The 25,081-nt window shown below is 62.7% G+C and carries 16 protein-coding genes; 5 read left to right on the top strand and 11 right to left on the bottom strand.

Translation table 11 applies throughout. The annotated features are described in order from the left end of the window. The first annotated feature begins 159 nt into the window (after window positions 1-159). The gene (locus NN5_RS07280; RefSeq protein ID WP_067733442.1) at window positions 160-1,266 is read left to right on the top strand and encodes an ROK family transcriptional regulator; all 1,107 of its coding nucleotides are present in this window, start codon (window positions 160-162) and stop codon (window positions 1,264-1,266) included. Between the two features lie 242 nt (window positions 1,267-1,508). Here the strand turns inward: NN5_RS07280 and NN5_RS07275 are convergent, their stop codons facing one another. From NN5_RS07275 to NN5_RS07265, 3 genes are all read right to left on the bottom strand, one after another. After that, window positions 1,509-2,882 carry an HlyD family type I secretion periplasmic adaptor subunit gene (locus NN5_RS07275; protein WP_067733440.1) on the bottom strand — a complete coding sequence of 458 codons (1,374 nt, stop codon included), beginning with the start codon at window positions 2,880-2,882 and terminating at the stop codon, window positions 1,509-1,511. After that, window positions 2,879-4,639 (bottom strand): type I secretion system permease/ATPase, encoded by a 1,761-nt coding sequence (locus NN5_RS07270; protein ID WP_245656308.1) that lies wholly within the window; start codon window positions 4,637-4,639, stop codon window positions 2,879-2,881. The genes NN5_RS07275 and NN5_RS07270 overlap by 4 nt, the downstream gene beginning before the upstream one ends. A 102-nt stretch (window positions 4,640-4,741) precedes the next feature. After that, window positions 4,742-9,265, bottom strand: coding sequence for a DUF8508 domain-containing protein (locus tag NN5_RS07265; protein WP_067733438.1), 4,524 nt, complete (start codon window positions 9,263-9,265; stop codon window positions 4,742-4,744). 129 nt (window positions 9,266-9,394) lie between these two features. On the opposite strand from NN5_RS07265, the gene NN5_RS25695 reads away from it, so the two are divergent. Then, the gene (locus NN5_RS25695; protein WP_157081049.1) at window positions 9,395-9,748 is read left to right on the top strand and encodes a hypothetical protein; all 354 of its coding nucleotides are present in this window, start codon (window positions 9,395-9,397) and stop codon (window positions 9,746-9,748) included. A gap of 128 nt (window positions 9,749-9,876) precedes the next feature. Here the strand turns inward: NN5_RS25695 and pip are convergent, their stop codons facing one another. Together pip and NN5_RS07250 are read right to left on the bottom strand one after the other, a co-directional pair. Beyond that, the gene (pip, locus tag NN5_RS07255; protein ID WP_067733434.1) at window positions 9,877-10,818 is read right to left on the bottom strand and encodes a prolyl aminopeptidase; all 942 of its coding nucleotides are present in this window, start codon (window positions 10,816-10,818) and stop codon (window positions 9,877-9,879) included. 173 nt (window positions 10,819-10,991) lie between these two features. Next, window positions 10,992-11,588 (bottom strand): TetR/AcrR family transcriptional regulator, encoded by a 597-nt coding sequence (locus NN5_RS07250; protein WP_067733432.1) that lies wholly within the window; start codon window positions 11,586-11,588, stop codon window positions 10,992-10,994. 247 nt (window positions 11,589-11,835) lie between these two features. Between NN5_RS07250 and NN5_RS07245 the strand changes: the two genes are divergently transcribed. The 3 genes from NN5_RS07245 to NN5_RS07235 all read left to right on the top strand — a co-directional run bounded on the left by NN5_RS07245 (window position 11,836) and on the right by NN5_RS07235 (window position 17,899). After that, window positions 11,836-12,936 (top strand): efflux RND transporter periplasmic adaptor subunit, encoded by a 1,101-nt coding sequence (locus NN5_RS07245; RefSeq protein ID WP_067733430.1) that lies wholly within the window; start codon window positions 11,836-11,838, stop codon window positions 12,934-12,936. A gap of 15 nt (window positions 12,937-12,951) precedes the next feature. Then, the gene (locus NN5_RS07240) at window positions 12,952-16,134 is read left to right on the top strand and encodes an efflux RND transporter permease subunit (protein WP_067733428.1); all 3,183 of its coding nucleotides are present in this window, start codon (window positions 12,952-12,954) and stop codon (window positions 16,132-16,134) included. A gap of 331 nt (window positions 16,135-16,465) precedes the next feature. Next, window positions 16,466-17,899 (top strand): efflux transporter outer membrane subunit, encoded by a 1,434-nt coding sequence (locus tag NN5_RS07235; RefSeq protein ID WP_067733497.1) that lies wholly within the window; start codon window positions 16,466-16,468, stop codon window positions 17,897-17,899. A 49-nt stretch (window positions 17,900-17,948) separates the two neighbouring features. Here NN5_RS07235 and NN5_RS07230 read toward each other — a convergent pair whose 3' ends face one another. The 6 genes from NN5_RS07230 to NN5_RS07205 form a co-directional block, all read right to left on the bottom strand. After that, window positions 17,949-18,623 carry a TetR/AcrR family transcriptional regulator gene (locus NN5_RS07230; RefSeq protein WP_067733426.1) on the bottom strand — a complete coding sequence of 225 codons (675 nt, stop codon included), beginning with the start codon at window positions 18,621-18,623 and terminating at the stop codon, window positions 17,949-17,951. Then, window positions 18,620-19,441, bottom strand: a complete 822-nt coding sequence (locus NN5_RS07225) for a sterol desaturase family protein (protein WP_067733424.1) — start codon at window positions 19,439-19,441, stop codon at window positions 18,620-18,622. The genes NN5_RS07230 and NN5_RS07225 overlap by 4 nt, the downstream gene beginning before the upstream one ends. Before the next feature lie 274 nt (window positions 19,442-19,715). Further along, entirely contained in the window at window positions 19,716-21,008 is a 1,293-nt protein-coding gene (locus NN5_RS07220) for a phospholipid carrier-dependent glycosyltransferase (RefSeq protein ID WP_067733422.1), read from the bottom strand. After that, on the bottom strand, window positions 21,005-22,687 hold the full coding sequence (locus NN5_RS26270) for a DUF6065 family protein (RefSeq protein WP_067733421.1): 1,683 nt from the start codon (window positions 22,685-22,687) through the stop codon (window positions 21,005-21,007). Before NN5_RS26270 ends, NN5_RS07220 begins: the two co-directional genes overlap by 4 nt. Window positions 22,688-22,691: 4 nt before the next feature. After that, entirely contained in the window at window positions 22,692-24,008 is a 1,317-nt protein-coding gene (locus NN5_RS07210; RefSeq protein WP_169800963.1) for a surface lipoprotein assembly modifier, read from the bottom strand. A gap of 196 nt (window positions 24,009-24,204) precedes the next feature. Further along, a partial coding sequence (locus NN5_RS07205; protein ID WP_067733418.1) for a transferrin-binding protein-like solute binding protein occupies window positions 24,205-25,081 on the bottom strand: 877 nt, incomplete at its 5' end.

Below are 25,081 nucleotides of genomic sequence, written 5' to 3'. Positions count from 1 at the left end.
GACCCCACTTTTGAAATCACGCCGGGAAGCTGCCGCGGCGGGGGCCGTCTGATGGGCGAACATGACATTAATAATTATTATTTGAAAAATAAAATAATATGAATATTTGAAGGCGCACCGGTGACCGCCTGATGACGGCCACGGCCCGGGAGCGACCACATGAACGTCCTCAGCTTCGACAAGGAACAGCGTGCAGTCCTGCGCGAATTGCGTTTGGCAGGGTCCTTGTCGCGCGTGGCCTTGGCCGACAGACTGGAACTCAGCCCGACGGCAATGACCCGCCTTTCCCGCGAATTGCTGTCTCTGGAGGTGGTTCAGGAATTGCCCGATGCAGGCGAACAGCGCCGCGGGCGGCCGGCGATACCGCTCGCGCTGTCATCCCGCGGCGGCTATGCAGTGGGGGCTACCGCCCACAAGGGCATGCTCGACATTGCGCTGACCGATTTCGTCGGCAACTCGATTGCCACCCACAGGGAAGCGACGGAAGCTCTCGATCCCGTGGCATTTGCGCGGAAAGTCCGACGCATCACCCATGATCTCGTCGAACGCCACGATCTGCTGGGCCGTCGCATGCTGGGAATGGGAGTGGCTATTCCCGGCCCGGCCTACGACCAGGCCGGCGACCGCTGGAGCGTCGTCGATGTCATGCCGGGTTGGCGGGGAGCGCCGCTGCGCGACATCTTCTCCGCCGAACTGGGCTGGCCGATCTGGCTTGAAAATGACGCAAATGCGGCCGCTATCGCGGAGTTGTATCGCGGCGGGCACGAAGCCCGCTGCTCGACCATGACGGTGGTCCTGCTTGGTTATGGCCTTGGCGCCGGGGTGATCGTGGATGGCCAGCTGCTGCGCGGACAATATGGCGCAGCGGGTGAAATTGGCTGCCTGTTCCCTGTCGCCAAACCGCGCCCCAGCCCGCTTGATCTGCTGTCGAACCTGCAGAAGGCAGGCTGCGCCCTCACCTCGCTTGCAGAAATCGATCCGGACGCCCCGGATCAGCTGGACATCATTGAGACCTGGATGGACCGGGCTGCCCAACAGCTCAAGATCGTGTGCAACACGGCTTTTGCCTGGTTTGATCCGGGCGTCATCGTGATTGCCGGAACGTTACCGCCTCCGATCCTCTGTGGCCTAGGGCAGCGGCTCACCAGTTCCAAGCTGGTCACTACGATCGGGTCCCGACGCCCCCCTTTGCGCATTTCCAATCTTCAGGAATCTCCGGTCACTCTGGGCGCTGCCCTCCTCCCGGTTCATGCTTTGTCTGGGTAACTAGACGAACCCAGAGAGGAACTTCGTGAAAAAGTGCACTTGATAGTAAACGTTCCAAATAAGATCGGCAGAAAAATTGATGAAATTCGCGATCTTTTTGAAACATGGTTCGATATCAGCATCCCGCTGGAATAAGGTTTTCCGCAGAGCGCTCGATGTCGGTAATGCCTGCGTGTCCGGACCGGCAGGTTCCAGCCAAAATGTTGGACGACCGGCCTTTCGTTTTTGGCTAGCGAGATGCCTCAATGCTCGTGGAACGAACCCCAGAAGCTGCCGACAAGAGGTTCGAGCGCATAGTCAAGCGCAGTGCGCTTCCGCAGCGGGAACAGCGCTTCGGCCGGCAGCCCTGCGCGCAGGGCAAAGTCCGGTCCGCGCGCTGCGCGGATGATCGCGAGCTGATCGCCCGGCACTGTCACTTCGCCCGTGAAGTAGCGCGTACCAGTCTTCTCGTCAGTCAGGCTGTCGGCGGAAAAGCGCGTGAGCCTGCCTTCCAGATCCGGCAGCGAGCGGTCGTGCAGGCCGGGAAATTTCACCAGCGCCTTGTTACCCACCTGCAGATCGTCCGCATCCTCCGGAGCGATGCGCACTTCGATCCGCAAGGGCTGGCGTTCGGGAACCACGTCCATCAACCGCTGCCCCGCACCAATCACGCCGCCCGGCGTGAACACGCTGAGACCGACCACGGCACCCGTCGCAGGGGCGCGGATCTGGGTACGCGCCAATTGCTCGCGCGCAGCAGCCAGCTTGGGCAGCACGTCGCCAAGGCGTGTCTCGACATCACGCATATCCGCAGCGGCGCGCTCGTGGAAGCTGCGCTCGGCTTCAAGGATCTGCAGCCGCGTCTCGCTGGCCGCACCGTGCGAGCTGGCCACACTGGCGCTGTACTGGCCCTGCTGTCCTTCCAACGCGGCGCGGGCGCGTTCGAGTTCGCGCATCCGGCTCTTGGAGACGAAGCCCTTTTCGGCGAGCGGTTTCATTGCCGTGACTTGTTCGTCGATCAGCCGGATCTGTTCGCGCGCCGCCGCTGCCTGGTCGCTATAGCCCCGGCCCTGCTGCCCGGACTGGCCAATGCGTTCGAGAAGCGCGCTGCGCTGGGCGGAAAGCACGGCGCGGCGTTCGCGCAGTTCGGTGACCTGACGGACCATAACGGCCTCTGCCTCTTGCTTTTCCGCGCCAGTGAGCGCCGCAAATTCCGGCGGGGCAGCGATTTTCGCCGCGTCGTCCTGCTCGGCTTCAAGCCGTGCGCGCTCGGCCAGGAGCTGGGTCGCCTGGGCGCGCAAGGCACGGGCCTGAGCGGCGACTTCGGGTGCAGACAGCTCGATCAGAAGCTGCCCTTTCTTCACCATCTGCCCCTCGCGCACATGGATAGCGCCAACCACGCCGCCATCACGGTGCTGCACCGTCTGGCGCTCGCCGGAAACGACCAGCACGCCCGGTGCCGTCGCTGCCGCGTCAAGCCGGAAGAAAGCCGCCCATCCCAGAAACAGGACAAAGAAGACGAAGGCGATGCCCGCACCGATGCGGATATCTCCGCGCGGATCGGCAATAGCTGCAGCGCGCGCGGGATCGTGCGCCGCCGCGACGACGTCCGCGGTCACGGGAAGCGCGGCACTCATGCGCCGCTCCCGGCATTGAGACCGCCTGCGGTATCCTGCCCTGCCACCACACGCGGGCGCGCGGAAGGCGGGGCAAGTTTGGCCATGACCTCTTCACGCGGGCCAAACAGCACGACGCGCCCCTCCCGCAGCACGAGGATACGGTCCACCACGGGCAGGATACCCATCTTGTGCGACACGACGACAATCGTCGTGCCCGCCTGCTTGAGCATGCCAAGCGCCTCTATCAGCTGCGCATCGCCTTCGGCATCGAGATGCGCGTTCGGCTCATCCAGGATGAGCAGTGCGGGACTGCCAAAAACCGCGCGGGCCAGCGCCACGCGTTGCGCCTGTCCGGCCGAAAGCCCGCTGCCGTCATGCCCCAGCCGGTGGTCGTAGCCGCCCGGCAGCCCCAGGATCATGTCGTGGGCGCCAACTTTCCGCGCCGCCTCGACCACGGCGGCGTCGAGCGCCTCTTTTGCCATGCCGGTCTCACCGGAAAAGCGAGCGATGTTTTCAGCAACAGTTCCGGCAAACAGCGTCGGGGCCTGCGGCACATAACCGATATGCACGGCAAGGCGCTCCGCATCCCAATCGGCCATATCGGCGCCGTCGATACGGATCGTGCCGCGGTCGGGACGCACGGCGCCGGACAGTGCCCGCACCAGAGTGGACTTGCCCGCTCCGCTCGGGCCGATCACCGCCACGGTTTCGCCTGCTGCGATGGCCAGCGAAAGGCCGTGCAATACAGGGCCTGCGCGCGAGGGATCGAGCACGACGAGGCTCTCCAATGCCACGGCGCCCTTGGGCGTGGGCAAAGCCGTGGGCGCATGCATCTTCGGCGCAGAAGCCAGCAGCACGTCGAGATCGCGCCAGGCCTCGCGCGCGGCGTGGACGGTCTTCCAATGGGCAATCAGCTGTTCGATGGGCGATAGCGCCCGGGCAATCAGGAACGAGGAGGCGAAAATCGCTGCGGGCGAAATCTGCTTTTCAACGGCCAGCAACGCGCCAAGGCCAAGCGCCAGCGACTGCAGGGCCAGCCGCACGAACTTGGTGAGCGTCACATAGTTGCCGGCGGCGAAGCCTGCCTCGGTCTGGCTGGTCAGCATGGCCCGGCGCTGACGCATCGCACGAGCGACCAGCGCACGGCGCATGCCCAGCGCGCGCACGGCCTCTCCGCCTGCAAGCGCGGCGTCCTGGTGAAGATTGGTGAGACCGGCGATCGTGCGTGCCTGCGCCAGCCGGGCACCGGTCGCGCGCTCGTTGGCCCAGGCGATCAGAGGCAGCACGACACAGCCCAGCAGCGCGACAAGCCCGATCCAGGGACTCATCGCCGTACAGGCTAGGATATAGACCGGCAGCCAGGGCGCATCGCACAGCGCAATGAACGCCGGGCCGGACAGCGCGCCGCGCAAGGTATCGAAATCACGCAGAGCCGCCCGCGCCTCGGCCATCTGCGGCCGGGCGAACGAAGCGTCGAGAATACGCGGGGCGAGATCGATATCGAGCTGGAGTCCGGCCCGCACCAGCAGACGGCTGCGCAACCGGTCGAGCAAGGCCAGCGTGCCCAGCGCCAGCAGCAGTACCAGCGTGAGGAAGGTCAGCGTCTGCAACCCGCCGGTCGGCACCACGCGGTCATAGACCTGCAGCATGTAGAGCGTGGGCACGATGTAGAGCAGGTTCACCAGTGCACTGAACGCGGCAACCGCGCCCAGATGCCGGCGGCAGGACGCAAGCGCGCTGCGCAAGGCTTCACCGGCGGGTTCGAGAAAAGTCACAGGGGCAGATCCTGAGCGAGCGGTTTCATATCAAGCGCGACGGGCCCGCGCGGCGCCATGCCGCACGGACCCGTCTGTATCCGGCCGGTTGCAGGCGCCGGATCAGAAGCCGTGGGCAAGATCGACCAGCTTGCCATGCTCCAGATCCTGCAGCAGCCCCGCGAAGGCAAAGCCACGATGCTCGCCATCGCCCGCGATCGAGACCTGATCGATGTCGTTCACGCCGAGCAAGGTCACCGAGGTGCCGCCGCCCAGCGTCAGGATCAGATCCTGAACGCCGTCATGATCCACATCGCGGACCTTGGAATTGGCAATCCACACGCCGTCCTCAAGCACGATCGTATCCTCGTCGACATTGAAGTCGGTCACGGTATCGCGCCCGCCCAGCCAGCCGAAGTGGAAGGTGTCATGGCCTTCTCCGCCGGTCATGGTGTCATTGCCCATGCCCGAATAGAGCGCGTCGTTGCCGGTTCCGCCATCGAGAAGATCGGCGCCGAAACCGCCATGCAGTTCGTCGTGCCCGTCAAGGCCATAGAGCTTGTCGTTGCCGAAACCGCCGTACAGCTTGTCCTCGCCGGACGTGCCGTAGAGGGTGTCACTGCGCCAGGTGCCGTGCTGGACGACACCGTCAGCAATCGCCGTGACCGTCAGTGTGACCACCGCCGTGCTGGTCAGCCCTTCTGCATCGGTTATCGTATAGGTAAAGCTGTCGGTCGCGGTCTCGCCGGTGGCGAGATAGTCGAAGGCATCGTTGTCGGCGGCATAAGTCAGCGTTTGGGACGTCGCGTCGAAGGTAACGGTGCCGAGCGTCCCCGCGGTATCCACGGCGCTGATTGCAAGCGTGTCGCCTGCATCCGGATCGTGGTCGTTGCCGAGAAGCTGCGTCCACAGGTTGCCACTCGTCGCATCCTCGTCGATGGCCACGGCATCGGCTTCGGCAATCGGCGCCTCGTTGACGTTGGTGACAGCGATGGCGAAATCGCTGCTCGTGCTCAGCCCACCGCTGTCAGTCGCCGTAGCCGTGATCATATAGGCGGCCAGCGCCTCGTAATCGAGCGCCGTCGTCGTGGTGATCACGCCCGTGGCGGCATCGATCGCAAACACCCCGCCAGCATCGTCGATCAGCGCGTAAGTCAGCGTGTCGTTCGCAGTATCGGTCGCCGAGAGCGTGCCGACGACAGTGCCCGCCGCCATGTTTTCGGCCACTTCCGCGTTCGAAAGCACGAGGTCGCTGGGCGCCTGGCCGAGCATCAGCAGTGCGACTTGCGGATCGTGGTCGGTCGGCCGGTCGATATTGTCGAACTCGGCATTGATGTGAACCGAATCGTACTGCGCGTTCTGCAGCAGACCGCCCGTTACCAGGATGTGATCGATTTGCTGCGAATTGCCTTCGTAGTAGTAGGAGTAGCGCTCGTCTTCGCTGATCAGGGTGTTGAGGTTGGTGAACACGCCGCCCTGCTCCGGATCGGTGAGCTGGGTCTGGGCATCCTCCCAGTAGAAGCCGTTCCAGTCGCCCAGGATCGCGATGTTGAGCGAGGGATCGTCCGCCAGCAAGGTGGTGACGTAGTCCTTGACGCCGGCCGCCTGCGCGGTGCGGCGGTCGTCCCCGGCATCGGCGGCGGGTTGGGTATCGCCCCAAGCCTCGTCGCTGCCGCCGCGCGAATAGAAATGCACGTCGATGGTCGTCACCGTCGAGCCCGCGAATTCCCACTGTGCGACCAGCGGGCTGCGGCTGTTGGTATAGGCATCGCCCGGGATCAGCGCGGCGCTGCCGTCGAGGTAGTCGACGCGATCGACATTGTAGAGGTAGCCGCTGCGGATATTGCCGTTGGGCTCGCCGCCGGTGCTGTTGGCCGTCTCGGGCGCGATCTCGACATAGGCATAAGTCATGCCCGTTTCGACATAGATCGCATCGATCAGACCCTGCGCCGTGACCGTGCCGGACAAGTCGCTGCCCGTGCCTGCCCCGTCGGCATCCTGAATTTCCTGGAGGGCAATGATGTCGGGCGCGTTGAGGTTATAGACGATGTCGCTGGCGAGAATGTCGAACTTGTTGTCCGAAACGTCGAGGTTCTCGACGTTGTAAGTCGCCATCGAGAGGTAATTGGCATCACCCGCAAGGCTGGTCGTTTCGCGGGCCAGCGTGGTGTCGTTCTGGACCGCGACATCCTCTGTCACGACAACCCGGTAAGTGTCGTAGCCATACGTCAGCACACCGGTCACGTCGCCGAGCTGATCGCCGATGGTATGATCGGGATTGTACCCCGCATAGACATCGCTGTCCGCCGTGATGATCACGCGCTCCGGGTTGTTGTCGCCTTCGGAGAGAGTGATACCGCCGCGTTCGTTCATGCCGGTAGCGCCTTCGCCGTCCGACGCGACAACCCAGGTTTCGCCATAGGTGTTGGTATTGCCCACCGCCTGTGCGCCCTCGATGGTCACGCGCATGCCTTCCAGCGATTCCCAGAAGTCGATGCCGTCGTGCGCCGGATCGAAGGTCGAAAGACCGTCATCGTCGATAACCGAAGTCGGCGGCAGGATACCGTCGACGCCGATAACCACGGCATCGGGCAAGGCATTGCCGGTGCTTTCGACCGTGACCGTGGGCGCTGCGATTTCGGTGACGGGAAGTCCCGCAGCGTCGCCGGCATATTCGCTGACCGTGCCGCTCACCGAAACACCGTCGCCCACCGCAACCGCCGGGGCGCTGCCGGTGAAGACGAAGATGCCGTCCGAAGTCGCGGCATCGCCATCCCCGGCCGCATCCTGCATGTAGAAACCATTGGCATCGACTGCGGTAACGATACCCGCAGTCAAGACCGACTGGCCCACATAGTCCGAATAGTGCGTGGCGCCCTGAATCTGCATGATCGTGAGCGCAATGGGATCGTCATTGACGATCGTGCCCACAGCCTCGGCATCGGCAATGGAGATATTGCCGGTCGGGTTCGACAAGGCGATGGAAAGTGTCTCGTTGTCCTCGCCGACCGTATCACCCTGCACCGGCACAGTGACGGTCACGGCGGATACGCCTTCGGCGAAATCAACATGGCCCGCCAGCACCGCACCCGGCACCAGGTCGGCGGCATCCGCCGTGCCATCGAGAGCGATCGTATAGTCAACTCCCGCGCTCTGACCGAGACCACCGGCACGATGGACAGTGAAGGTAAGCGCAGTCGTACCGCTATCGCCTTCCGCCACGGAAACGTCCGCCACGGAGACGAGGCCGGTATCAAAATCGCCGATGATCGTCTGCCCGGCGTTGAGCGAACCGAAGCTGCTGGCGCTGTCTTCCTGCCAGGCGAAATCACCGGCCACGGCCCCCGCGCCCGTCAACTGGAGCGACTGCCCCACAGGACCGCTGCTTTCGAGAACGCCGATATCAGTGCTGGTCATCCCCGCGGCCGGAGTGCCCTCCGCTGCGGTAAAAGTCCCCTCGTAGGACAGCAGCTGCACGACCGTGCCATCGGGCGCGACGAGCGCGAAACCGTCAGCCACGCCATTCTGCAGGCCATTGGACGGAAAATCGAAGGCAACCGCGCCGTAGCCCTGCCCCTCGTCGTCGATCACGCCCGAGAGCGCGATCGGGCTGCCATAAGTCGGCGCCGCGTCCGGCGTATTGCTGCCATTGTAGAGAACCAGCGCATAACCGGTGAGGTCGGTCCCCGCGACGCCCGCGATCTCGATCGCCTCACCGGTATCAGTGCCGGTGTTGTCATAGTGGATTTCGTTGATCCACAAGTTCGCCGGACCGGTGGCAGGCACGGCATCATCGTTGATGATCGTACCGGTCGCGCTCGCCTGCCCCAACGCAGCGCCGCCCTGCACGTTGGACAGGCCGATGGTGAATGTCTCGTCCGCTTCGAAATCGGTATCCCCGGCGATGGCCACGTGGATTTCCTTCGACGTTTCGCCGTCGGCAAAGCTCACCGTGCCCGAAAGCACCGCGCCCGCAGCGAGATCCGCACTGTCCGCAGTCCCCGGAGCAAGCGACCAGTCGGCCGAAACGGCGCCATCGCTGCCCCCGGTGCGGGTGACGGTGAAGATCATGTCCGTCGAGCCGCTATCGCCCTCGGCCACCGAGGCATCGGCGATCGAGAGCGTACCCGGCTGTGTCCCCGAACCACTGCCAAAGGTCTGGCCGCTGTTCGCGCTGCCAAAGGTATTGGGCGCATCGCTGGACCAGATGAAATCCGAATACTGCGTGCCCGTGCCGGTCAGCTGGAGCGAATCGCCAACGGCGCCGGTGCCGTTTTCCGAAACGCCGATATCGGTGCTGGTCATCCCATCAGCCGGACCGCCGACGGCCGTCATGGTGCCTTCGTATGACAGGAACTGAACGACATTGCCTGCGCCATCGACGAGCGCCATGCCGTCGGGCGCGCCATTCTGAATGCCGTTCGTGGCATAAGTGATCGCGGCGAAGCCAAAGCCGCTGCCGTCATCGCTGAGCGTGTAGCCGCTCAGATCGACAGTTGAATAAGCCGCACCATTACCGCCGTTATAGAGCACCAGGCTCCAACCGGTGAGGTCCGTGCCCGCAACGCCCGCGATCTCGATCGCCTCTCCGGTGTCGGTGCTCGCGTTATCGTAGTGAATCTCGTTAATGAATACGGTGTCGCTCATGCCGATCCCCTTAGATTGGCAAACCATTAATTGAGTTGTTCGAAGCCGCGGGCCCTATTGGTGTCGCACTGCCCGCTCAAAGGCAGCCATCACCTTGGATTATTACGACCTTGTTGCAACGCAGAAAAAATGGAACGGACTCATCGCAAAAAACGGGCTCCGCATGGCCGAACCGATGATCGGGTTCGCCAAGCACCATCCGAACGGCAGCCAAGCCAGAATGAACCGACCAATTCCGGTCCCTTGCGGAAGCATTACGGCATCCCCGAAGGTATTCCCGGCGACAGATTTGACTTTCAAGATGCGGAAGTTTTCAACATGCACTTGCTACAAGTCATGCCGTTTCCTTCCGGTCGAACTGCGGCAAGGACAAAACCATCAATGTTGCAATATGGTGCTCGTGTACTGTCCAATAGGTTCGCAGCAGCGACGGGCACCCTGGATAACGACAACGCGGCGGAAAGCCGCCAATGCAACTATTGATGCCGATCGAAGGCATACGCCAGCATAGCTGGCCTTTGCAGGGCAAAATGAGCTTCCCGAAACCAGTCCTTCGTTGAGAGAGCGGACCTCCAGATCAACATATTTGCCCGATAACCGACAAAGCCTCGCTATCCCGCAAACCCATCGGTCGCACGGATCAGCGCGTCCAATATGCCCGGCTCATTGTAGGCATGGCCGGCCCCCTCGATCATCTCGAAGCGAGCTTGCGGCCAGGCCCGGTGGAGCGCCCAGGCGGTCTCGGCCGGGCAGGCCATGTCATAGCGACCCTGCACGATGACGCCGGGAATGTCCTTCAGCTTCCCCGCCTCGCGGATCAGCTGCCCATCCTCCATCCAGCCTCCATGGACGAAATAATGATTTTCGATCCGCGCAAAAGCGAGCGCGAAATCATCCTCGTCATGGGTCGCGGACAAGGCCGGGTCTGGCAGCAGACGGATCGTTTCGCCCTCCCACACGCTCCAGGCCCGGGCCGCGGCGATCCGGGCGGCGCGGTCATCACTTGTCAGAATGGCGCGATAGGCAGCGACCATGTTGCCGCGCCCGGCCTCCGGGATTGGCGCGACGAACCGTTCCCACTTGTCGGGATAGATACGGCTTGCGCCATGCTGGTAATACCAGTCGACCTCGCTCTTCCGAATGGTGAAGATACCGCGCAGCACCAGTTCGGTCACCCGCTCCGCATGGCTCTGGGCATAGGCGAGCGCGAGTGTCGATCCCCAACTGCCGCCAAACACCAGCCATTGCTCCACGCCCATCATCGCCCGCAGCCGCTCGATATCAGCGACCAGATGCCATGTGGTATTGGCGTTGAGATCTGCGTGCGGGGTCGAACGGCCGCAGCCGCGCTGGTCAAACAGCAGCACGTCATAACGCGCCGGGTCGAACAGGCGGCGATGGTCTGGCGAAATGCCTCCGCCCGGGCCTCCATGCAGGAAGACGGCCGGCTTGGCCCCGGGCGTACCAGCGCGTTCCCAATAGACATGATGTCCGTCGCCAACGTCGAGATGGCCGGAAGCAAAGGGTTCGATTGGGGGATAGAGCGTGCGCATAACGCCTCTTTTAGCAACCCGCCCGGTTTCAGCCAGCGCCTTGAAGTACCTATCGCCAGCATTGAGCGACACCGTTCGAGAAGCCGAAACTGGCTGTTTCGCTGGCGCGCGGAAATCTGACTAAAGCGCCCCCTTGCGGGCGATCCCCACCTGAGACTGGATCTCCGCAGTCCTCAGGGGGCTGAAAATATATAGCGGATGATGTCTTTCAGTCTCTCGACATCCAATTCCTTGTCGAGATTGGGATTGCGCAAGGTCCGGATCGAAACGCCTTCCATCAGGGCCGCTGCCAGTTCCAGCCGCGAAGCCGTGGAAGCATCGCTGTCACTGAACAGTTTGAGATGGCTGTTTTTGAGCTCGGCGTTGTTACGCTGCACCCGGCTGGCGATATCCGGGTTGCGTCCGGCTTCGGCAAGAATTTCCATTTTCAAGGATGCATGCGTCGTATCCTGATGCATGGCGACGCCCTGTTCGACCGTATCGATAAAAACGCGCATGGCGTCCTCGGGGTTTGCCGCATTCTTCATGCCATCGAGCAGGAATTCCACTTCGTCCTTTTCCCGATCGACGATGGCGCCGATGATTTCGTCCTTGTTCTTGAAATAGTGATAGATGTGCCCAGAGCTCATCCCGGCCGCTTCGGAAATCTGCGCCATGCTGCTGCCGTGGAATCCCTTTTGCCGGAAGCATTTTGCCGCCGCCTCAAGCACCTGCGCCTTACGCCGTTCCGCCGTAGCCGTTTCTTCCGCCTTGGCCCCGCCTCTTGCCATCTCATCATCTCCTGCTTGCCTGCGCCTTATACGGCTTGCCCGTTCAACTCATCATATTTCCGCCCGTCCGGCCGGCCCGGGACATCATGATACATATCTATAGTTGATTAGGTCGAACATTCAATCTAGGAACTCGCCCGAGTCGGGAGAGCCTCCCCCATGTCACCATGGGAAAGGAGCCTCCCTTTTTTTGACCAACATTTTAGGTCGATCGTTCGACCTAATTTATGCGAGGCAGATTTTCCGCATGACAGCAAGAAAGACACATTCTGTTTCCGGCCTTGCCCTGATCATAGGCGCAAGTCTGGCCTTGTCCGCCTGCCAGCAGAAAGACGCTGCCCCTGCCCAGCCCGTCGCGGAAGTCGGCATCGTCACCCTCAAGCCCGAAAATGTCTCGCTCACCACGGAATTGCCGGGCCGGACAACGCCTTATCTGGTCGCGGAAGTCAGACCGCAGGTCGGCGGAATCCTGCTCCGGCGCCTGTTCGAGGAAGGCAGCAATGTGAAAGCGGGACAGCCGCTGTATCAGATCAACCCCGCCCCCTTTCAGGCCACTCTGGCGAAAGCGCAGGCAAGCCTGACCTCCGCGCGCCTGCTGTCGGAGCGTTACGACCGCCTGATCAAGGACCAGGCGATCAGCCAGCAGGATAGCGACGATGCAAGATCGCAATATCTGCAGGCGAAAGCAGCCGTGCAATCTGCCCGGATCGATCTGGATTTCACTCGGATAACAGCGCCGATTTCCGGCCGCATCGGCCGTTCCGCCTTCACCCAGGGCGCATTGGTAACGGCCAACCAGGCCGATGCGCTGGCCACGATCCAGCAGCTTGATCCGATCTACGTGGACATCGTCCAGCCCTCCACGGCCATTCTCGACTTGCGCGAAGCGCTGGCGAGCGGCCGCCTGAAACGAACCGGAGACAATCAGGCCGAAGTCCGCCTCAGGCTGGAAAACGGCAAGGACTATCCCCACCCCGGCAAACTGAAATTCTCCGAAGTCAGCGTCGATGCCGGCACCGGCTCGGTCACGCTACGCGCCGAATTCCCCAATCCCGAAGGCATTCTGCTGCCCGGCATGTTCGTCCATGCCCAGCTGCAGCAGGGCGTTCGCAACGGCGCCATTCTCGTCCCCCAGCGCGGCGTGACGCGAGACACGAGCGGTCAGGCAACCGCCTTGGTGGTCGATACCGATGGCAAGGCGCAGCTCCGCGACGTGACGGTCGAGCGCAGCATCGGATCCCGCTGGCTCATCAGCAGCGGCCTCAAGGCTGGCGACCGCGTGATCGTGGACGGCGTTCAGAACGTGCAGCCCGGCGCCCGGGTCAAAGCCGTAGCGGCCAAGATCTAAAAGGGGCTGGTACAGATGTCTCGCTTTTTCATCGATCGGCCCATCTTCGCCTGGGTCATCGCCATCGTCATCATGCTGGCCGGATTTCTGGCCATTCGCTCGCTGCCGATCAATCAATATCCCAACATCGCCCCGCCCGCGATCCAGATCAGCGGCACGTACCCGGGGGCCTCCGCGCAAACCGTGCAGGACACCGTCGTTCAGGTCATCGAGCAGCAGCTGAACGGGCTCGACGGCCTGCGCTACCTCAAATCGGAGAGCAACGCCGACGGCAGTTTCTCGATCACGGCCACTTTCGAGCAGGGAACGGACCCCGACATCGCGCAGGTGCAGGTCCAGAACAAGCTTTCACTGGCGACCCCGCTTGTGCCCGATGAAGTGCAATCGCAAGGCATCCGCGTCGCCAAATTCCAGATCAACTTCATGCTGGTGGTGGGGCTGGTGTCCACCGACGGCAAGATGAGCGGCTATGATCTGGGCGATTTCATCGTCTCCAAATTGCAGGATTCGCTTGCCCGAACCAAAGGCGTTGGCGACTTCATGGTCATGGGCGCCCAGAATGCGATGCGCATCTGGCTCGATCCTACCAAGCTCACCAGCTACAGCCTGACGCCGCTCGATGTCAGCAATGCTATCCAGGCCCAGAATGTTCAGGTCTCCTCCGGGCAGCTCGGCGGTTTGCCAACCGTCAAAGGAGTCCAGCTCAACGCGACAGTCATCGGGAAAACCCGGTTCCAGACGCCTGAACAGTTCGAGAATATTCTTCTCAAGGTGAACAGCGACGGCTCGCAGGTCCGGCTGCGCGATGTTGCCAAAGTTGAACTGGGCACGGAGAATTTCTCCATCCAGGCCAATTACAACGGCACCCAGCCCTCGGCAGGTATCGCGCTGCGTCTGGCGACGGGTGCCAATGCGCTGGAAACCATCGAATCCGTGCGCGCCACGCTCAAGGAACTGGAGCCGACCTTCCCCAAAGGCGTGAAGGTCATCTATCCCTACGATACCGCCCCGGTCATCAGCCAGTCGATCGAAGGCGTGGTTCATACGCTGCTCGAAGCCATCGTGCTGGTCTTCGTGGTGATGTTCCTGTTCCTCCAGAACTGGCGCGCCACCCTTATTCCGACATTGGCAGTGCCGGTCGTGCTGCTGGGCACATTCGGCGTCATGGCCGCTTTCGGATTTACCATCAATATCCTGACCATGTTCGGACTGGTGCTGGCCATCGGCTTGCTGGTGGACGACGCCATCGTGGTGGTCGAAAACGTCGAGCGCCTGATGAGCGAGGAAGGCCTCTCTCCTCTGGAAGCCACCCGAAAATCCATGGGGCAGATTACCGGCGCGCTGATCGGTATCGGCCTCGTGCTCTCCGCCGTGTTCGTGCCGATGGCCTTCTTCGGCGGTTCGACCGGCGTTATCTACCGGCAGTTCTCGATCACCATCGTGGCCGCCATGACGCTATCCGTGCTGGTTGCGATCGTCTTCACCCCGGCCCTGTGCGCCACGATCCTCAAGCCGATCCATCAGGATCACAAGACGCAGAAGGGCTTTTTCGGCTGGTTCAACCGCTGGTTCGACCGCTCGACCCAGCGCTATGAACGAGGCGTCACCCGGCTTTTGGGAGCCCGCAAGCGCGGCATGATCGCCTTTGGCGTGATCCTCATCCTGCTGGCGATCCTGTTCCCGATGATGCCCACGTCGTTCCTTCCCGATGAAGATCAGGGCACGATGATGGTGCAGGCGCAGATGCCCCCCAACAGCACGACCGAACAGACCCAGGCCGTCCTGTCGAAAGTGGCCCGGCATCTGGTCAAGCAAGAAGCCGATACGGTCGATTCCGTCATGACCGTTTCCGGGTTCAACTTCGCCGGCCGCGGCCAGGGCTCGGGCATGGCCTTTGTCCAGCTCAAGCCGTGGGACGAAAGGCACTCCAGCGTCTTCGAGCTGGCCAATCGCGCCATGGCCTATTTCAGCACGATCAAGGAAGGCACAGTCATCGCCTTCGCACCACCGGCGGTTCAGGAACTCGGCAATGCGACCGGCTTCGACCTGTTCCTGGAAGACCGCTCCGGCGGCAGCCATGAACGGCTGATGCAGGCCCGCAATCAGTTCCTGGCGCTAGCGGCACAAAATCCCAACCTCAAGATGGTGCGTCCCAACGGCATGAACGACGAGCCGCAATATCAGGTTGTGATCGATGACGAGAAAGTGCGGACGCTCGGCCTCAGCCTCAGCGACGTCAACAACACCATGTCGGCGGCATGGGGCTCTGCCTATGTCAATGATTTCATCGACAAGGGCCGGGTCAAGAAAGTCTATATCCAGGGCATTCCGGAATCCCGCATTTCCGAGCAGGATTTCAACAAATGGTATGTCCGCAACAGCGACGGGCAGATGGTGTCCTTTGCGTCCTTCGCAACCGGAAAATGGGTTTACGGATCTCCCAAGCTCGAACGCTATAACGGTATGCCGGCCGTGGAATTGCTCGGCGAGTCTGCTCCCGGCAAGAGTTCCGGCGAAGCCATGGCCGCGGTCGAGGAAATTGCCTCGAAACTTCCTTCGGGCATCCGCGTGTCCTGGACGGGCCTTTCCTATGAAGAGCGGCTATCGGGTTCCCAGGCGCCGGCTCTCTATGCCCTGTCCCTGCTGATCGTCTTCCTGTGCCTTGCCGCCCTGTACGAAAGCTGGTCGATCCCCTTCTCGGTGATGCTGGTGGTGCCGCTGGGCGTTCTGGGTACGGTCATCGCCACCCTCATGCGCGGCCTTGGCAATGACGTGTTCTTCCAGGTGGGCTTGCTCACCACCATCGGGCTTTCGGCCAAGAATGCGATTCTGATCGTCGAATTCGCCAAGGAACTGGTCGAACGGCAAGGCAAATCGCTGACGGAAGCCGCCATTCAAGCCGCCAAATTGCGCCTGCGTCCGATCATCATGACCTCTCTGGCCTTTACGGCAGGCGTTATCCCGCTCGCCATTGCCAGCGGCGCGAGTTCGGGCAGCAAACATGCGATCGGCACCGGCGTGATCGGAGGCATGGTGACCGCAACCATGCTCGCCATCTTCTTCGTCCCGCTCTTTTTCGTGGTGGTGATGAGCCTGTTCGACCGCAAGTCCAAGCAGAAGCCCGCGCTTCCGGACGGCAGCAGCCACGACGGAAACGGGCGTGACGAAAGCGAACATGATGGAGGCGAGCATGACTGATCTCCTGCACCATCTCCGCCGCCCCGGCGGCACCGTATCCCCCCCTATGGCCCCCACCGCACCAGCGGCAACAAGCAAAACGGCCAGCCCGCACCTGAGCGGCGACTGGTCAACCGCTGGCTGCGGCGGGCCGGCCGCCAGTCGTCATGGCGGCCATTCCGGAGAGCCCCTGCCCCCTGGCCCTCCGGCACCTGCGCAGCCCGGCAGTGCCCCCCATTCTGCCGGGCTGCGCGCCCTGTTGATCAGAACGTTTCCCATTTTCAGTCTGGTGGACCCCGTGCGCAATTCCGAACCCCAATACCGTTTCAATTCCCCCGGACGCTTCCGCCTCATGGGAACCGCAATGGCGGGCGGCATGGCCATGCTACTGGGAGGCTGCTCGATGGCACCTCATTATGACCGGCCGGTCGCTCCGGTCTCGGCGCAATATCCCCGATCGGCCGCCTCCTCGCCGGAGGAAGGCCCGGTTGCGGCCGATATAGCCTGGCAGAATATGTTCACCGATCCGGGCCTGCAGCGGCTCATCGGCCTTGCCTTGGAAAACAACCGGGATCTGCGGGTCGCGGCGCTCAACATCGAAAAGGCGCGCGCGCAATATCGTATCCAGCGGGCGGCCTTGATACCCGAGGTCTCCGCCACGCTGAGCGGCACCGAGCAGGATCAGCCTGCCAATATGACCACGCTGGACAGCAGCTACAGCCTTGGCGTGGGCGTCAGTTCCTATGAACTGGATCTGTTCGGCCGCGTCCGCAGCCTGAAGGACGAGGCGCTGCAAAGCTACCTCTCCACCGTGGAGACGCGGCGCGCCACGCATATCAGCCTGATTGCCGAAGTCGCCACGGCCTATATCACGCTGGCGGCGGACAAGGACTTGCAGCAACTGGCGCAGGAGACACTGCAATCCCGGCAGCGCTCCTACACCATCCAGCAAAAGCGTTTTGGCGCAGGCACGATCTCCATGCTGGAATTGCGGCAGGCCGAAGGCGAACTGGAAGACGCCCGCTCCTCGGCCCTCACCGCTGACAGCCAGGTCGATCTCGACCGCAATGCCCTGGAACTGCTGGCCGGCACGCCGCTGACGGACGACATGCTGCCCAGTGGGCAAAGGCTGACGTCCATGCTCGGCGTGAGAGACATTCCTGCCGGCCTGCCGTCGGCATTGTTGCAGAACCGGCCCGACATTCTGGCCGCCGAGCATGATCTCATGGCCGCGAATGCCGATATCGGGGCAGCACGGGCCGCCTTCTTTCCCAGCATCAGCCTCACGGGCAGCATCGGGCGCGCCAGCACCGCGCTCGACAAATTGTTCGACGGCGGCAACTCGGCATGGAGCTTCACCCCGCAGATCAACCTGCCAATCTTCACCGGCGGGCGGCTGAAGGCGAATTTGGACGTATCCAAGGCCAGCCGCGACATTGCCGTCGCGCAATACGAGCAGGCGATCCAGACCGCCTTTCGCGAAGTGTCGGACGCGCTGGCGCAGCGCCGGGTGATGGATGCCCGCCTCACCGCGCAGCAAAGGCGAAGCGAGGCGCTGCTGGCCTCCCAGAACCTGACTGAGAAGCGGTACAGGGAAAAGGTCTCCGGCTATTACGAAGTGCTCGATGCCCAGCGCAGCGCCTATGCCGCGCGACAGGCGCTGATCCAGACCGAACTGGCACGGCAGACCAACCTCATCACGCTCTACAAGGTTCTGGGCGGCGGCTGGAAAAGCGCCGATGCCGGGGCCGATCAGGCTGGGCCGCAAGCGGAGCAGAAGCTCTGACGGATGCAGTCCCGGCGCCCGAGCGCCAGCCTCGACGGGCGCCGGGACGCTACTCTGTCGCCGCCAGCAATCCGCCAGCCATGAAGGCATAGAGTTCGGCGAAGAAGGCTTCGTCGGTGGCCTGCGCCTGTCCCGCTTCTTTTGCATTGTCGCGTTCGAGCAAGGCGAAGAGGAATGTCTGGTTCAGGCGCAGCACGCGGCTGGTCAGCAAATCCTGCGGGATGCCGGGAACCAGCGCGGAGAGGCGCTCCATTGCCTGCGCTATGGAGCCCCCCGGTTCCTGCGTCAGGGCTGAAAAGCCCGAGTGCTGCGCGGCAAGGCCCGTGAGCTGCAGCAGGAACGCCGCATAGACGTGGCGGCCCTGCTCATCCATGGCCTCGGCGATCGGGGCGAACATCACTTCGAGCATGGCGCGGGCAACGGCTTCGCGCCCCTCGGCGGGGGCTGCGGCGAGAAGCTGCTTGCGCCGCCCTTCAAAACGGGTGCGGCGGCGTTGCTGGATCGCTTCGACCAGCGCGTCCTTGCCGGAAAAATAGTACTGGAATCCGGCCGTATTCGCGAGGCCGGCCGCCGCACTGATGCGGCGCAGCGAGACGCCGTTGATGCCGTGCTCGGCCATCAGCGCCTCGGCCACGTCGAGCATCCGCGCGCGCGTCTCCTCCCCCCGTTCCGCCCGGCCGTCGCGCTGTTGGCGCGCGCGCGATGTCGTCGCCGCTCCGGTCATTCGGCGATCGGGGCTGCCACCGGATCCTTGGCCCGGCGGCGTTTGTACACCGGCCAGAACAGCTCCTCACGCCAGTCAAAACGCTGAGGCAGGCCGAAGCGCGACTGGCGCCGGTGCGGAAAACGCGCAGTCCCCAGCAGCACGTCGAAAAAGAAGAAGGTCACAGCGTAATTGCCCTTCATGAAGGCCTCTCGCCCAAGGCCATGGTGCGCGTGATGGGTATCGGGAAGGGTTATGATCTTTTCAAGCACGTTCATCACCGGCTCCATCCCCGGCAGGCGCCTCAACGCCAGATCCCAGCGATAACTGGTGTGCGTGAACACGTTGATGCCGAAGGTAATCAGTGTCGAGGCGACGAAGACCATCGGGATGCCGAGGTGAATGGCAGCGGCGGCGAACCAGGTCTGGGGAAGCATGAAGTTCCAGAACACGTTGATCCGGTAAACCACGGTGACATTCATCTCCTCGGCGCTGTGGTGCGTGCGGTGGAACTTCCACAGCCAGGGCCATTCGTGCGCAAGGCGATGCACCCAGTAGTGCGCGAATTCATCGGCAAAGAACCACAGCGGGAAAATCGTCCAGAAGCCGTAGCCGGAAAGCGCGCCCCTGGTCGCGGGAGAGATCGCATTGAACGCAAAGCCGATGAGCACGCCGATCAACGGTGCGGCGATCGTGCCGCTGGTCAGGATAGTCACGGCCGCGAAGCCCAGTTCCTTGAACGTCTTTTTCGACAGCGTGTGATGCCCGCCGAAAGCCTCGATCGCGAACATGGTCAGGAACATGACAGGCAGGATGATTCCAAGTGCATGCATCGCCATCGCGACTCTCCAACTTTGCCACTCGATGGCGATTTAGTAACTCATGCGCTTTAATAAAACAAGTGATTTACTTTCTCTGCCAACAGCGGCCAGTCATGGCGCAGGGGCAAAACCCGATGCCCTCTGGCGCCGGGTGCGGAGACATGATTGCAGCGTTCTGGTGATCTGGGCCGCGAGGACGAGCGAACCGGGCGTTTCGCTTACGACCGGCGAGCTCATGTGTCTTTCCGGGCCTCAGGCTATCGAGGTGCTGTTCGTCCGGCCCGCGCCAGCATCAGAACCAGGACTTCATCCAGACCCATTGGGTCCAGGTATCGTCCGTTGGGAGCGGCGATGCGGAAATGATGGGCAGGAAGTAGATGAATGCCAAGGCGTTGGCCGCGACGTACCAAGGCAGCAAGCGCTTGCCGAGATCGCCCAGCGCCATGAGAAATCCAACCGCGACGAAGCACAGGATGATCGCGGAAAAGTTGTAGTAATAGAAGAACCCGATCTGCTTCGGGATCACGGCCCAGATGAGCACAGACCCCGCATAAAGGGCCGTAACGGCAATGGCCGCGGCACTGCGCGATTTCATCCAGCCGGACAGGATCGCCAGACCCGCGAGAAGGCCGGACCAGTAAAGAACAGGATTTCCGACCAGCAACACCGCCTGATAAGCGTCATCGCTCTTTTCGAAGAGATACCAGATGGGCCTCAGCATCAAGGGCCATTGCCACCAGCTGCTCTGGTAGGGATGCGGCGCGAGGCTACCGCGCTGCAAGGCCAGCATTTCGAACTGGAAAGGGATCAGCCCGGCCAGCGTCATGGGCGCCTGCCGGGACAGGAACGCCGGCAGGAACGTGGCCAGATAGACCGCCGCCATGATCAGCGACAGCACCAGCCCCTCACGAAGGCAGGATGCGGCCCGGCCGCTGCCCCCGCCCTTGCCCCCGCCATCGCCTTCGCCCGCAGACTTCTTCCACGCAGTCCGGCAGGCGAGCAGCAGGTACAACGCAGCGTAAGGGGCCGCCAGCCATTTCGCCCCCATAGCCAGCCCCATGCAGAAGGCCCCTGCTCCCAGCCACTGCTGCCAGCGAGTGCCGTCTTTTCCCGCATGGACCAGGCACCCGGCGCCGATCAGCAGAAAGGCCATCATCGGCATTTCGAGCATCGCGATGCGCGCCTGGATGAAATAGGTCTGGTCGAACAGCGCCAGCAAGGCCGTTGCCAGCGCGGCGCGCCGGTCGGCAAAGACATGGATGGCAATCCAGTAGATCGCGACGATCCCCAAGGCGCCGCACAATGCCCCCGGAAGGCGCCAGCCCAGGGGATTGTCGCCGAACAGCGCAATGCCCGCGGCAATCAGGGTCTTGGCGAAAAGCGGATGTTCCGGGTTGAGCAGAGCGCCTCGCTCCAGCAGCGCTCTTGCCGCCGGCACATAGTGCGTCTCGTCAAAGTACGGATGATCGGGCCTCGTGATATGCCAGCAGAACAGGGCCAGCGCGACGAGCCCCAGCAGCGCGCCGGTGAGCCTTGGTGACGTAAGCCTTGGAGACAGCCCCCAGGATTTCCCGCGATCGTTCATGGCGCAACGGGATGCCCGCGATAGCCCTCGTTCGGCCAGCGAAAATTGGTGAATGTCATCGATACGCTGAAATCCAGCGCGCGCACCTGGTGCCACCAGCCCAGCGGCAGAAACAGCGCCTCGCCGGGTTCGAGCACGATCTCGTATTTCCGCAAGGCGTCGATCTGCGGATAGCGGCCCCGATCCAGCGCGGGATCGGAGACGTCGGAAATCGCGCTGAAGACATGGACATCGTTGTGCAGCTTGGGCGTGTCCGACGGCGGCAGGAGGATCACCTGCTTGCGGCCCGCCACCTGCACCAGCAGATTGTTGGTCAGATCGTGATGCAGGGGCGTGAAAGTCCCGCTCGGCCCTATCCAGATCATGCCGCCACTGGAACCGTCCGGGTGATCGAGAAGGCTGTCGATGCGCCCGATATCCGCCTCCAGCGGAGCCAGCGCCTCGCCATTGGCCCGCGAATTGAAGGCGGTCAGGTAAAGGTCGTTGCCCTCGGCAGCGGAAATGGCGTCGATGAAGGTATTAAAGGGAAGTCGCGCGGCATGGGCCTCCTTATCGAGTTCGAAGCGCGCATTGCCGCTGCGTCCCGCCTGGCATTCGACCATGGCCGCGCCGACACGCTCGCGCAGGTATTGCGGCGTCCATCTGTGCCGCGCCGGCCAGCCGTCGATCAGGCCGGTCAGGACCACCGGCCAGCCCGGTGCATAGAAATGTTCCAGGAACTCTTCCGGCGGCACATCCTGGCAGCGGAAAATGCTGTTGCCCGTCGCGCTCAGCGCCCGTTGCTGTTCAAGGGTTTCAAGCAGCCATTCGTATTTTGCGATTTTCCATTGCGCCTGCCGGAGCGCTTCCTGATCGCCTTGCGGAGGACGCGAAACAGGGCCGCTTGCCTGCGGGATCGCGCCGTTTGCTGGTGGAATCTCCGGGGTATTGGCGAATTCCGGCACATGCAGCTTGCCCTGATGATCCGCAACCGGACAGCGCCCTTCCGGCGTCAAGCCGCGATAATAGAGCTTTTGCCACTTGTCGGCGGGCTTTTCGGGAGGGTTCGCTGCGACATGCGCCTGAAAGGCATCGCGTGACCGCGACCAGTTCGTGAACCCTGCTTCCAGTTCAGGATTGTCCGAAAGCGGCGCCACGCGCGGCTGCATTGTCTCGATCGCGCCGCGCTCGACCGGGAAGATATGGGCGATCGGCTCGTTCTCTTCGAACCGCACGGTATGGCCGGGCCGGGTCAGCCGCCAGTTCATCGTGAAAGTGTAAGGCGACCAGTCCGTCTCGACGATGCCGGTCAGCGGCGCCACCCCGTCCTTCGCGCTGTTCGGCGGGCCCGAGACATAGAGGTTCCACCTCGGCGGCGTGCGGAACAGTCCCTGCACATGGACCGTGAACGTTCCCAGCCCGAAAAGCGCCACGGGAAGCTCGTGCGGCTCTGCCCCTTCATCGGCGCGGACCGTCACATCCTCCGGCGCCATCCCGCCGTTCCAGGTCACTTCGAAACCGCAGGGGCTCAGGATTTCCCAGCCGTGACTATTGGCGATGGCAAGCGGCAGGCAGCGGTAGGGAAAGGATTCCGGGGCCGCGTCCATCCAGTCCCGCTTGCTGGAGGCCGCGCGGATGCGGGGCGCCCAGCCCGGCGCGACGTAGCAGACGAAATCGGTATTCTCTGGCGTGGATGTCATGGGATCAGAACTGCGTGGTGAGACCGATTTCGATCCGGTGCTTGGTATAGCGGTAGAGCGGAACCGAACTGGCATTATTGGTGTAGGCGTAAACGATGCGCGGTGTGATGCCCAAGATGTCGATCTTGCGATTGAGCAGCGTGAGGCTCCCGACAAACTGATGATCTATCCGGCGCCGGTCAAACGCGGCGAGGCGCGCGTCGTAGGCAATCCTGCTGTAGGAGGGAGAAGCCGTCACGGTGAAGCCGCTCCCCAGTTCCTTGGTCACACTGACATTGAACTGCTGAAGGTGATTGGCGAACGCCTTGTCCTTCGCGCCCTGCTGCCCGAGCGTGGCGCGCGCGCTCAGGATGCTCGATGTGCTGGGCGTGTAGAACATGTTGAGCGACACATTGCCGCCGGTCCCGCTTTGCGGGGTATAGCGCGGGTAGTTCAGGCGATTGACGGCAAGCGCCGCACCGATACCGAACCGCGACGTGACGAAGTAAGTCGAGGAAACACGGCCGCCGAAGATGTTGGTATAGACGCGATTGCCGTACCAGCGCCGCGCCGCCGTGGCGAGGAGGTTGAAATCCCACTTGCGAAGCGTGAGATGAGGCCCGGTATAGACGCTCATGGTCATGTCGTCGAACTCGGTATAGCGATATTGCGCCCGGTGAATTTGCGTCCCCATGCGCCATTTCAGCCGCTCGCTGATGCGCGGGGCATATTCCGCCCCAGCATCGATCGCCAGCCCCACTCCGCTGTTCGCCCTGGCCGATTTCGAGAGCTCGAACGGCAGGCCGTAGATCGTGATCGTATCCGCCGAAGGCCCCGCGTTCAGGTTGGTGTCGCTCGCAAGCGATATCGAGAAGGAATACTTCATCGTGCGCAAGGAACGGATCGCGACAAGATAGCGATCGATATTCTTGCGGACGGTGGGCGGCACGTCACCGGCGCGGGCGAACAGAAACTGCCGCCGGGCATTGTTGTAATCGTTGTTGAGGAAAAAGGCCCGCCCCAGTTCCAGCCGCACGCGCACGGCATCGGGATCCGACGCCAGTACCCGCCGGAAACGGGAAATGGCAGCGGGGTAATCCTTGCCGGTGATATCGATCAGGCCGATCAGGAACTGCACCTCATTGGCCTGTTCGCGCGTCATTTCCCCGCCGGTTTGCGCCAACCGCTCAAGAGCCGTTCGCGCTTCGTCCTGCCTGTTCCTGAAAATCAGCCACTTGGCCCGCTCGAGAGTTTCGGCCGGGCCGGCTGTTTGCTGCGGTGCAGCCGGCGGCTCCGGCACGCCCGCTCCAGACGGCACAGGGTCTGCGGATACTACGGCCATGAATGCGACCGGCAGGAGCAATTGCATCAATTATGGCCGTTCGTCTGGGCTGGCGGGATACGGGCCCACGGCATGATCCTGCTCTAGGACTTCCTGCATACGCGGTACTTCGCGATCACGAGGCCGGAAACAGAAGGCATGGCCTGCTGCGAACATGAAGCTCGATGCCCGCAGCAGGCTGATACCCGAGGCTTCGCTATTGCGCCGCGCCGAACGAGCCGATCACGGTAACGCCGTTGGTTCCCCCCTCCAGCGAGAAGGTGCCGCCCGTTTCCGCTGCGGCGGTTCCGTAGAAGGCACCATTGAGCGTGCCAGTGGCCCCGGCAATATCGAATACATTGCCCGTGCCGCTGCCTGCGGTCGCCGTTCCGGAATAGGTATTGCCGGAAATCGTGGCGCTCAGGGCAATGTCATTCATGCCGCCGATCGCCAGGGTCTCCTGCGCATCGCCAACACTGTAGACGGTGTTGTTGGTGATCGAACCGGAAAGCGAATTGCCGGCGAAATTGGCGGTCAGCGTAGCATCGCCATAGAAGCGGCCGGCTGTTCCATAAGCGCTCGCGCTCGAAGGGTCGACGACATAGCCGACGGCATTGCCGGAATAGGTCGCACTGCCGGTGGTCGGCATATCACTGGTCAGCGCCGTTTGCGGAGCACCTGCGAATACACCCGCATAAGTCGACAGGGCATCCGGATCGGACGCGATCTCCCACAGACCATAGGACGTGTATTGAAGCGCTTGGCCGAAATCGAAAGTCCTCACAACGCCGGTTCCGGCTGTAATCGCACTGTCAGAGCTTGCCGAGACGGTTGCCTCGGCGGCTTCGGCCGTCCCGCCCGCAAGCGCCACGTTGGCGGAATCTCCGGTGTAATACGACGCGGAGACTGTCCCGTTCGCGCTCGTAAAATTGAGAGCGACGGTCGATTCACTGCCGGTCGCATCGTCGGTTGACGTGCCCGTAATCGAGAAGGGCGTGACGGGGGCAACAATGTCGCCGCTACCGTTGACCGAAATCGTCGCACCCACAGCATTGATAGCCAGAGGGACCGGCGTCGGGGTGGGCGTCGGCGTC

The organism is Novosphingobium naphthalenivorans NBRC 102051, assembly GCF_001590985.1.
GTDB lineage: Bacteria > Pseudomonadota > Alphaproteobacteria > Sphingomonadales > Sphingomonadaceae > Novosphingobium > Novosphingobium naphthalenivorans.
Note: the sequence above shows the minus strand (reverse complement) of the source record. Positions and strands in the feature narration are given on the sequence as shown.